Annotated in this window: 11 protein-coding genes; all 11 read left to right on the forward strand. The window is 69.4% G+C overall.

Annotated features, from left to right (window positions below; genetic code table 11):
- Nucleotides 1-59: 59 nt before the first annotated feature.
- Nucleotides 60-734: a hypothetical protein gene (locus tag ACWGJB_RS38580; RefSeq protein ID WP_453384705.1), complete on the forward strand. Its 675-nt coding sequence runs from the start codon at nucleotides 60-62 to the stop codon at nucleotides 732-734.
- Nucleotides 735-839: 105 nt separating this feature from the next.
- Nucleotides 840-1421 (forward strand): hypothetical protein, encoded by a 582-nt coding sequence (locus ACWGJB_RS38585; protein ID WP_453384706.1) that lies wholly within the window; start codon nucleotides 840-842, stop codon nucleotides 1419-1421.
- 301 nt (nucleotides 1422-1722) lie between these two features.
- Entirely contained in the window at nucleotides 1723-2802 is a 1080-nt protein-coding gene (locus tag ACWGJB_RS38590) for a hypothetical protein (RefSeq protein WP_453384707.1), read from the forward strand.
- Nucleotides 2803-2822: 20 nt separating this feature from the next.
- Nucleotides 2823-3782: a hypothetical protein gene (locus ACWGJB_RS38595; RefSeq protein ID WP_390849071.1), complete on the forward strand. Its 960-nt coding sequence runs from the start codon at nucleotides 2823-2825 to the stop codon at nucleotides 3780-3782.
- Nucleotides 3783-3961: 179 nt separating this feature from the next.
- A complete protein-coding gene (locus tag ACWGJB_RS38600) occupies nucleotides 3962-4552 on the forward strand; it encodes a hypothetical protein (RefSeq protein WP_390849072.1) in 591 nt (196 codons plus the stop codon).
- Between the two features lie 203 nt (nucleotides 4553-4755).
- Nucleotides 4756-5304, forward strand: a complete 549-nt coding sequence (locus ACWGJB_RS38605) for a hypothetical protein (RefSeq protein ID WP_390849073.1) — start codon at nucleotides 4756-4758, stop codon at nucleotides 5302-5304.
- A gap of 452 nt (nucleotides 5305-5756) precedes the next feature.
- Entirely contained in the window at nucleotides 5757-8321 is a 2565-nt protein-coding gene (locus ACWGJB_RS38610; protein WP_453384708.1) for a type II toxin-antitoxin system prevent-host-death family antitoxin, read from the forward strand.
- The gene (locus ACWGJB_RS38615) at nucleotides 8321-8893 is read left to right on the forward strand and encodes a PX domain-containing protein (RefSeq protein WP_390849075.1); all 573 of its coding nucleotides are present in this window, start codon (nucleotides 8321-8323) and stop codon (nucleotides 8891-8893) included. The genes ACWGJB_RS38610 and ACWGJB_RS38615 overlap by 1 nt, the downstream gene beginning before the upstream one ends.
- A 51-nt stretch (nucleotides 8894-8944) precedes the next feature.
- On the forward strand, nucleotides 8945-9721 hold the full coding sequence (locus ACWGJB_RS38620; protein ID WP_453384709.1) for a hypothetical protein: 777 nt from the start codon (nucleotides 8945-8947) through the stop codon (nucleotides 9719-9721).
- Between the two features lie 79 nt (nucleotides 9722-9800).
- Nucleotides 9801-10184, forward strand: a complete 384-nt coding sequence (locus ACWGJB_RS38625) for a hypothetical protein (protein ID WP_390849077.1) — start codon at nucleotides 9801-9803, stop codon at nucleotides 10182-10184.
- Between the two features lie 139 nt (nucleotides 10185-10323).
- Nucleotides 10324-10866 (forward strand): hypothetical protein, encoded by a 543-nt coding sequence (locus ACWGJB_RS38630; RefSeq protein ID WP_453384710.1) that lies wholly within the window; start codon nucleotides 10324-10326, stop codon nucleotides 10864-10866.
- Nucleotides 10867-11121: the final 255 nt, after the last annotated feature.

The following is an 11121-nucleotide window of genomic DNA, read 5'->3' on the forward strand; positions in this document are numbered from 1 at the left end:
GCGCAGCCCCGAACCATCCGCCTGCCCTCAGCCCCAGTACCTCGGACGGAGACCCCGATATGCCCACCACCGCGCCGCTCACGTCGTACGGCCCCCTGCAGTTCCCCGACCGCGCCGGCCTGACACTGTGGCAGTTCGCCCGCGCCCAGCGCCTCGGGCTCATTCCCGGCCCCGACGTCGTCGGCGGCCGCTGGTCCGCCGCCGTCTTCGACGACGCCCTCGACCGCATCGACGCCATCCGGCAGGCCGTCGGGGCGATGCCCGACGTCGGCGCCGTCCGCGCCGAGGAACACCTCGCCGAACGCTTCAGCATGACCGTGCACTCCGGCACCGCCGCCGAACTCGCCCGCCGCGGCCACCTCCCCGTGGTCGGCGACCACAAGGGCCACCCCCTGTACTGCGGGCTCGCCTTGGAGAACCTCACGGACCGCCGGAAAGTCGAACGCGCCTCTGCCGCCGGGCAGCTCCACATGCGCGACGCCGCCGCCACGATCCTCGGCATCCGGGAGTCGGACCTCGACCACCTTGTCCGCGCCGGGCTCCTCACCCACGCAGCCACCGCCCGCTCCTCGTGGAACAAGCACGACGTCGTCCTGCTCTACCGCCAGGCCGACCTGGACCGCGTCACTCGAAACCGCCGGATCGATTGGACAGCCGTCCGCGCGACCCCCAAGGGCCGCCGGTCCCCGCTCGCGGCGCTCCCCACTCAGAAGAGGCAGACAGCCGGACGGTGACGACGACGAACCGGGCACCGTGACGGCCAAGCAGGACGACCAGCCGCCACGCCGGCCCACACGGCGACGACCGACACCGTGACACCCATCCACCGGAGTCCCGCGATGACTGAGACCACCATCCGACCCGAACCGCGCACCATGGCCTTCTCGTTGATCAGGGCGACCGCGCTTGACCACGCCGCCCGCCGCGACCACCGCGAAGACGGACCGCCACCGCCCAACCGGGAGATGTACAACGACCTGACGTCCGTGCTGGAGAACTGGCGCGCGGACGACACCCTGCGGGAGGACTCACTGCTGCTGGCCGAATGGCTCGCGGTCGAACTGTGCGGCTACCTCTACGGCCAGCTCAACCAGGACAGAGACCGGCTCGACCAGTGGCTGCGCGAATTCGGCGACCAGGTGTGCCAAAGCCAGATGCACGCGCACCCGGCCGGCCCCACGGCCGTGGAGATCATGTCGGTCGTCGCGGATGAGCTGGCCACTCGATCGGACGGGCCCGCCGGGCAGCGCCTGGTCCGGATTGGCGTGCCGTACCTGCACTACGTCCGGCAGGACCACGCCGTCGAGGACGCTCGGGAGATCGCCTTGACGTTCGCGCTGTGGGCGGGCCCGCAACTGGCGGAGCTGATGCGCCATGACGTCGTGCGGATCAATGCCTACCTGGACTCTCGCATCCGCTGACCCTCACCGGGCGGGAACGAGACGTTGTGTGCTGCTTGGGCCATTGCTTCCCCGGCCCGATCGCGGAGCGATAGGGTGCGCGCAGTGGCCGACGCATCGGCCCAAGCCCGCGCCCTGGCCCATGACCAGGGCGCACCACGGCAAAGGTGCCCGCGGCCCCTCATACGAGGGTCCGGTCTGTGCAGCATCAGTGCGAGGTGTACGTCAACATCTGACGGCTGTACGACCGTTGAGCCTTCCGCATGCTGCTCTTCGTCGCGCGCATCGGATCATGGGGCCGGGCGCGGGAAATGAGAGAGCCATGTCCAAGAGCCACGGTCGCAAGAGCCGGGCGCGGAACACGAGCCGGTCCCGGGGCGCCGCGTACGCCGCCGCCAACGCCGGCACCCTCCACCAGCACGACAGCGGGCCGTCGAACCAGGACCTCCAGCCTGGCAACCCCGGCGGCTGGGGAGTCGACACCGCGCCGGACATGCGGACCGCGTCCGCGCTGATCGGCGCGTGCCTCGAGCGCTGCGCGCCGTGCCAGCAGTCCCTGGCGGCGAAGCTCCTCGCCGAGGACCCGATCGTGCTCGCAGTGACGGCCGGATCCGTCTACAGCCTGCTCGCCGCCGACGAGCCGGATGCGGGTTCCCTTGCCTCCGAAGGCGCCCAGGTGTTCTTCCAGGCCGTGAAGTCGTCGCCTCCGGGCGACGGCCGCAGCATGGTCCGTTGCGTCGAGACGCTGAACCGCGAGGCGCGTTCGGCGCTCCTGGAAGACGCGCTGGACCTGTGGACGTTCTTCGGGCACAAGCACCCCGGACTCATGCGCAGCCAGACCACCGGCCAGCGGAACGCGTCGCCCTTCACCTTCACCACCTCGGACAATGACCCCGGGGACGCCAACCCCGGCACGGTGCTCGACCTCTCGGGGCTCGCTCACCCCGCCCGGTACGGCGTCCGGGCCGACATGACGCTGACCGGGTCCGGCAACGTCGCCTCGGTCGCGCTGGTCCCGGACCCGGAGAGTCCCGAGGCCGGCTACGCCGACCTGCACGAGCGCCTGGCGTGGGAGCCCTACACTCCCGAAGGACTGCCCGCGGAAGATCCGGCGTGGGTGCTGAAGATCCACGAGACGAACGGCACCCTGCTGGGCATCGTCCGGCTCCTGGACGCCACCCTCGTGCCCGACAAGCCGGGTGAATGGCGCCCCGATGCGTACGACGTCATCCTCTGGAGCGCCTCGGAGCCGAAGCCGGTGTCGGCCGCGTGGCTGGAGTGCGCCCGCGATCGGGGATCGGCCCTGCTGTACGGGCCGCTCGACCTGACCCCTGCAGCGCCCCTTGCCTCTTCCCGCCTGCTCGCCGTGCACGCGCGCTGCGCGTTCACCGACCGACTGTGACGAGGAAGGGAGAAGACCCAATGGCGCAGAGGTTCGAGAATGCCGGCCTGGTGCTGGGTCCGGTCGACGGCCGGTCGGCGGCGCTGTGCCGGTTCGCCGGCCGGCCCGGCGCCGAGCGGAACACGGCCGCCCTCGCCGTCGTCGACGCGGCCCTGGACATCGCCGAGCAGGTAGAGGGCGTGGACGACGTCCGGCAGCTGATGAGGCTGTGGAAGGCAGCCCACGTGTGGGGGCATCCGGCGGCGGTTGACGTTCCCGGGCTGCGTGTCGAGCTGCCCCAGTTGGGCGAGGCGAACACGGTGGTGGCAGGCCGCCTGCAGAATCTCCTGGAGCAATTGGCGCCAGAGCAGTTGCGGGAGTTGGGGATCGCGCTGTCGGTGAGCCGCGAAACGGTCGCCCTGGCACTGGATCTGGTAGAGGAGACGGCGGCCGGGGGCCGTGAATCCCGGGCGGAGTCGATGGAGGAGTTTCTGCGTGAGGAACTGCTCAACGAGGACCGAATCGGCGACGCCGTGGACGTACTGTTGCTGGAAGCCCCCGGTGGCTGGCCGCCGCTGCAGCGTGCCGCGCTGACGCTGGCTCTGGTGTGGGATCTCGCCGACCTGATCGCGTGGGCGGCACAGCTGTCGGCGGAGGACTCGCTGCCCGCCGCTCTGTTGTGGCAGGCCTCCGGAGCCGACCACATCTGTGCCAGCGCGCGGGTTCCTCTGCCGGGGACCGACCTGTTGGTGTGGGCCAAGGTTGACTCGGAGCCGTTCGACGGGCGCACGTTGTGGAGCCCGGCTGCGCCCGTCGGTCCGTGGCGATGGTCGCTCGACTGGGAACGCGAGGACGGCTCGAAGGTGTACTACAAGGGCGGTCGTTCTCCGAGCCAGACCGCCGCACGCTGGGAAGCGCAGTGGGCGACACAGAAACTGCTCACCGACCCGGATCGGGCCAAGAGCCCCATGACGGGCGAGCCTCTGATCCTTCCACGCTGACCATGAGGCCCGCGGATTGGGCGTCGTGCACTCGTCGGCAGAGTCGTACCGGTCGGCTGGTCCATCTCATGATGCACATCGCCGAAACCTTGCCCATTCTCGTCAGGCTCTCCTGACGATGTTGATATCGTCAGGGATCCCTGACGGCATTCTGTCGTGGTCGAGTCGAGGAGTGGTGTATGGGCTGGCTGCACACGGACGATGACGGCTCCCATGAAGCCTGGGTCGTTGCCGTACTTGCAGGCGGAGAGGAGGCACCTCACGACACCATCGAGGACTCGGAAGAGACCTGGAAGCGGCGCGTGTCCTGGTCGTGGTCCTTCAAGTACGACGGCAATGAAGGGCGGCGGCGCGCCCAGGCGCTCCGGGTTGTCTGCGCTTGCGGCTGGCGCGGGCCTCGCCGCCCGGTGGACTTCGCAGACCCCGATGCCTGCGATGAGGGGCTGCAGCGGGAGTGGGTCCGGCACGCCGAGGTCAGCCTGTCCCGCACGCTGCCGGAGCGGCTCCGGCGATTGCTCGATGAGGTGGAGGAGACGGTCCAGGCGCTCAGCGTCCCCGTGCGGGAGGGCGGGGAACTCGACGAGCAGCGGCCCCTCCTCGCCATCTACGCGGCTACCCGGCTCCAGATGCATGCCGGGGAATGGCAGAAGGAGGCCGTGCGCGCAGCCAGGGCGGCGGACTACTCCTGGGACGAAATCGCGCAGCCGCTCATGACGAGCAAGCAGTCCGCACACGAGAGGTTCCGGAAACACGTGCCTGACAGCCCGTGACGTACCCCGGTTCTCCCATCGCTGTCAGCGCCTTCGGATACCGTGATCCCATAGGCGAACTGAACGCCCATCCCGCTGTCGCGCGCCCACGCCGCGTGAGTTCCGGGAGAAGGTCCTTCGGGATCCAGATCACCAGAACAGGCCGATCCTCTTCTCCACCGGCCGACGGCGTGGGCGCAAAGGCCGGTCTCATGGAGACGATCGTGACCAAGCGCAACACTGCCCAGCAGCGGGCACGGGAGCTGCAGCAGGCCGAGGGAATCGGCTACCACGACGCGCTCAATCGCGTGCGCGAGAACGCGCGAGCTGAGCCGGAAGACGACTCAAGCATCGTCTTGACCGAATCCGCCCTCATCGTCATCGAGCCGGCCTACAACAGCCGCTGCATGACATGCCACAAGACCATCGCCTACGAGCAGTGGCAGCTGCACCTGGCCGACGTGAGCACGTACGGCCGCCTTGACCCCGTCCTCTGCGTCTCCTGCGTCAAAGCGATCGGCGCTGCCGTCGCCCACATCCCGTCGACCCCTGCACCGGACCCGCACGAAATCCACGTCCGCGCAGCGTCTGGACCTGACGAGGCCGTGGGCTACCTCTCGCAGGACTCCGTCCATCTCCTGTGCCGACGACACATCCCCCGGCCCCCGACCGACTATCGGCCCGTCACCATCGAAGATCTGGAGGACCTTTTCCGCCCTGGTGGAGGCGGGCGCCGCTGCAGCGTCTGTGATCTCGACGTGCTGATCGACTGACCTGCTCTCCGCTTGACGACGACGGCCGGCGGATCGCCGACCGTCGAGACCGGCCATCCGTACCGCGAAAACGGACGCCTCAGCACCTGGGTCGGACGCCCGTGTTCGACCCAGGCTCGGCGAGTGGGCCACCAGATCCTCGAACCACCCACTCCGCCAGCGGACACGTCGCGTACAAGGACGAGCCCGGGGAGCAGGAGTCGGTGACGGGGGCCGAGTCCGCCGGTTCGGCGGGTGTGATCGTCTGCGGTTGGTGCGGAGCGGAGGCCGGGGCCGGTGGTCCCGGCCTTCCTGCTGTCCGCTTCTGATCGGCTGCGGCACCCCGACTCGTCAACCCACACACCAAAGAGTCACCAATAGTGAGTGAGATTCTTAAAGAACCTAGTGACTTTGCCAGTTCGCGGGGTGGATTCTGCTATGATGATGGGTAGTTGAGATCTCAGGGAGGGTGAGTGAGCCAGTCGCCACAGGAAGAGGGCGCGATCAACGCGACCACGGCGCGGAACAAGCTGTACTCGCTGGTGAAGCTCGTCGAAGAAGAGGGGCGCACCACCGTGATCACCAAGCACAAGGTGCGCGCTCTGCTGGCGCCACTGGACCGGTTCCCGGCAGCCAGGAAGACCGATGCCTTCCCGGCTCACGTGCTGAGTACGGCGCAGAGGGACTTCGGTGACCTCGTCACGCTGGCGGCCCAGGGCCAACCGCAGGTGCTCCTGCGAAACACCACCCCGGTCGCGGTGCTGCTCCCCGCCGACTCCTCTTCTGATGCCCTCTCGTCCGACACGGCCGCGCACCCGCGCGCGGCGACCGCAGGAGGTGCGGTGAACAGCCAAGGCAACCAGGACCGCGGCAGCACGCCCCGCAGGCTCGCCACGCTCGGCGACGCCATCGGTTCCGTACTCACCGACGGCCCTGCCGGCGGTCCCACCTTCGGGCTGCCGGGCCTGGACACCGCGACAGGCGGTCTGCAGCGGGGCAAGCTGACGCTCGTGGCAGCTCGTCCAAGCGTCGGCGGAAGCCTGCTGGGTCTGGCGGCCGCACGGAAGACCGCGCTTGTCGACCACGCCATGGTCCTGTACGCGGCCTCGGGACCGAACCGGGACGACATCTTCCGCCGGATCATCTCCGCCGAGACTGGCGGCGAATATGCGCGTCTGAAGCAGGGCCGCCTTACCGAGCATGAGCAGAACGTCGCCCGCCAGCTCGTCCAGGCCGGCGACCTCCTGATGATCGATGACGGCAGTGACCTGACCGCCGAGGACATCAGGGAGACCGCCCCGCACATGGAGGGCCTGGCCCTCGTGGTCGTGGACCGCCTGCAGGCAGCCCACAGCGCCCGCCTGCCGCTGTCCGGGGACCGTCTCCCGGACGCCTCCCAGGTTCTGGCCACTCTCGCGCGCACGCTGCACGTACCAGTGCTCGCCATCGTGGACAGCGACGATCCCGCAGTCCTGGATCTCCTGGACGCCGACGTCACATTGACGCTCGCGCCGACCGAGGACCCTGCCAGGGTCCAGGTGACGGTCGCGGAGCGCGACTTCGGCACGATCGGCTCGGCGTACCTGCAGCCCGACCTAATCCACGCCCGCTTCCTCGACGCCGGAGCCGCCCCCCTCGAACGCGCCGACAGCCCGGCGGGCCCGGGGCCCTCGGGGGCCGCTGGCGGAACAGCGGCGCTGGAACTGGCTGAAGCCGCCCTTCCCTACACGTCCGGCGGCCAGCAGGGGATCCCCGCCGCCCTCACCCACGAGCTCGCGGCATGGCGGACCGCAGTTGCCAACGGCGACCAGGAGGCCCTGAAGGGGATCCTGCCGTCGCTGCTCCAGGCCGCCGCAGCGGTATCGGAGTGGCCGGACACGCATGAGGGGCACCGCCTCGCCGCCGCGCTGCGCCCCTACGGCACGCCCGTGTCCGCCGACACCGTCTCAAGCGCCGGCCCGGCCGCTGCTGCCGGTGCCTCTGTCCACGCCCCTGCGGACAGCGGACAGGACCAGGACGACGCGGCGGAGGACGAGGAAGAGAACCAGGTCGAGCTGGCGCCGGGGGATGAGGAGGACGAGCCCGAGGGCCACGTCTTCCCCGCCCTGAAGATCCTCAAGGACGCGGTCGGCCGCTCGAAGATGCACCCGGTCCCGGTCATCCGCAAAGAGCAGCGCGACAGCGGCCCGTGGCCGCTGATCAGCGAGCACATGGACGGCGAGCCCCGCTGGGTCCACCCCGACGTCACCCTCACCCGCATTCCCCACATCAACGCGAACGGAAAGCGCGTGAGGCGCGACAAGCTCGACGTTCCCGACTCCTTCGGCGAGGGCGTGCTGTGCCTGATCGACCGCAACGGGTCCTTCCCCTCCGCCTGTTCGGCCGTTCCCCTCGCTCCGAACGAGCTGAAGCACACCGGCCCGCTGGAGACGTTCGACAAGGCCAAGGCCGGCATCTACCTCATCGACATCCCGGTCTGGACGCGCACGGACATGCCGCATCCTCTGGGGCGCATCATCGACCGGCCCGACGGGCAGGGCCGTGTGTGGGTCACCACCCCCCACATCAAGCAGCTGGAGAAGCTCGTCCGCGAAAACCACCTCGGTGCCGCGCCGACCATTCACGACTCCTGGACCGGGAAGGCCAACGAGTCCCTGTTCAAGCCCTTCTACGAGGCCACCCGCAAGGCCCGCACCGAGCTCATCCAGGTCGGCGGCGACCCCTACAAGGCGTACAAGACCCGGCTGTCCATCGCGCTGCGCCTGCTCTGGCCCAAGCGCGAGGGGCAGCGGTCCCCGTTCTGGCGGCCGGACTGGCGCATGAGCATGGTCGCCGAGGCGTCCGTGCGTCACTGGTCGGTGGCCTTCAAGGCCGTCCAGGAAGGCAGCAGGCTCGTCGGGCTGTTCAACGTCGACGCGGCCGCCTTCTGGACGCCCGATGGCACAGCGCCCGCCACGTACCGGATCGGGACCGGCTTCGGCGAAGTGAAGGCCAAGTTCATCGAGCCCGGCGGGATCATCCCCAAGGGTGACGACTGATGGCCGGCCCCACAGGCCGCGGTGACTCCCTGGGCGCCGCCCTCAACGACCTCCTGCGCTCCCAGGTCACCCCCCGCCACCGGCTGTCGTCGTACACCGCCAAGCACTGGCACGCTCAGCTCAGCCAGCTCACCGCGACCCATCGCGGGCAGCAGGCCCTGGCGGACGCAGGACTCCACGTGACGACCAAGACCCTCATCAACTGGCTGTCCGACTCCGAGTACAACGTCCGCCGCAGTTACCAGGACCTCATCCACACCGCGTACGAGAACACGGCCATCGTCCCCGCCGACCCGCTCCCCGACCACATCACGCGGGGCCAGTACGAGATCAGCGGCGTCGTCAAAACCGGGGACGACGAGCGCACGCGCGGCACCGTGGACGCCGCGCCCCTGCGCATCGACGGCAGCCGGGGCCACTGGGACGAGATCGAGGAACTCTGGCTCGCCGGCGAGCTCACCGACGACGAGTTCGAGGACCACTTCATCGACGACGTCATCGTGGAGGACATCGGCGAAGGCACCGACGGATGGGAATTCCCCGGCGCCTCGTACTCCGTCGAAGTCAGGTAGCAGCGCGCACGAAGCCGTCGAACCATCCTCCGAAGCAAGGGAATCCACATCATGAGCCACCGCCCAGAACGGCGGCAGTTACCGCTGATCGCCGTGTACGGAGAGACGGCCGCGAACGCCGAGCAGCGTGTAGCCGAGCTCCTCGACGCCGCGGGCGCGAGCCCGGCCGAGGTACACACCCTCATCGCGGCCATCCAGGCCGGCGCCGTGGAAGGCGCTCATGGCGAAGTCATCGAGATGGACACGCAGGCCCCCTCCGGCAGCGACCCGGTCCACGAAGGCTGGCTCCGCGCTGTCGAGGCGATCGCTGGCAGGCTCACCCACATCGCCGACCGCACCGTCCGCCAGGCCCAAGCCAAGGCCGCCGCCCTCGAGACGCAGCCGACCGCGCCGAGCCTTACGCCGCCTCCCTTGCCCACTCCAGTCGACAGCGTGGGGGAGGAACAGGTGCACCACGTGCTCGAGGCGGCCGAGAGGGCCTTCGTGTCCCTGACCAGCTACACGGGCTTCGACCGCGCCCTCTCGGAAGAGATCCTCATGGTCGTCCTGAAGTCCGTCAGCGCCGAGCAGCAGGAGGGCTACATACGGCAGTTGGAGGCCTTCATCGAAGCCAACCGTGAACGCCTCGGGCAGCTGTACGGGAATTACGGGCCGGGCGGGAAGTTCGCGGACGAGAGCCGCTGCTACCTGACCCACCAGCCCGAGAGCATCGTGGTCTGCGAGCGCCTGGACACGGTCCCGATGTGGCTCGAAGCAGTGTGGAACAGGGAACTCGACGCAGAGCTGACGCTGGAGCGCTTCACCAAGTACTGGCGGTTCGGCCTGTGACCCGCATGAGCGGAACCGGCGATCGCTGTGGTGACGGCCGTCGACTCGACGTCCGTCATCGAGGAGAGGTCGAGGCACCGTGGCTCAGCTGAAGATCCGGGACCTGCACGACCTTCTGCGTCAGGCCCCACGGCGACGAGACCTCGCCCAGGACGGGATCCGGCTTGTCTACGACGGCACCGTCCTGCACATGTCCACTGCCGACGCCCCGGACACCGTGATCGCCCGCGCCGACACCTGCGGGTTCACCACCGAGCCGTGGGACGTGACCGCATACCGCGCCAGCATCACCAGCACGGAGGTGTGGCTGCGCATCCTCGACAGCGAGTACGGCGATCACCTCATCGACGTCGCCCCCTTCTGGGCCCAGCGACCCGCCGCGATCACGTTCACCGCGGGCGGGCACACGGCCGCGTTCCCGGCGATCGCCTGCCCGACCGCACCAGCCGACCGGCGCCCGTAGCGCGGCCGGCCACCGAGGGAAGGACCGAGAGGTGAACGGACGCTGCCCGCGCTGCACGCAGACGCACCATGTCCGCATCCGGCGGAGCGACAAGATCGGCAATCATGACTGCCCCACGTGCGGCGTCCCTCTGCAGGGTGTGACGTCCGGCCGCAGCCGCGGCCGGTACCTCTGTCCCATTGACGGGTACGTCGTCACCCTCGGCCAGACCGCCGTCCAGCTCGACCGTCCCATGCGGCTGATCTTTCGGCCCGGCGAGTTCGGGCGCTGGCAGGTCACCGCGCCGGGCGTGGTCGACGCGGAGCGCCTGGAGCGTGTGGCCGGACGCGTCCTCGGGCCCGGCTGCGTGGTGTCCGACTGCTACGACCCCGACCGCGACCGACCGGATGGCTGGGACGGGCAGGCCGGTCTGGTCCTGGTCGACGCCGATGAAGCGGGAGATCCTGCGGCCTGGGTGGTCAACGAGCGGCTGACGTACCGCCAGTGCGCAGCCTGCGCCAGTCGTATCCCCGACCTTCCCGAGCGCCACGTCCCGACCGAATGGACTCCGAGCAGGGCCTGGGCGACCAAGGGACGCAGCCAGTACCGCCGCAGCCAGGTCCCCGTGGATCAAGGCCCCCACCCGACGGACAGCCTGGCCTGCACCGACTGCGACCCCCGCTCGACGACTGCGCGCCGGTGACCTCCGAACGGCGCCGGCCCTCGCCTCACTCTGGTCGAGTTCACCGAGCAGGTGCCCGGAGTCCCAAGCGGTGCGGCCGAGGCCGCGCGGCAGGCCAATTCGACCCGCGTCGCAAGCACTGAACAACTGCCGTGACCTGCACGTTTTTTGATGCCCTCTCAACTCGCAACGTGAGGTCCATCACACACCGGCGTGGCGTATGGGGTACTAGGGGGTGGGGGTGGCTAGGTTCGCCCTCATCCGTTGGATGAGGGC

The organism is Streptomyces sp. NPDC054813 (assembly GCF_053611365.1).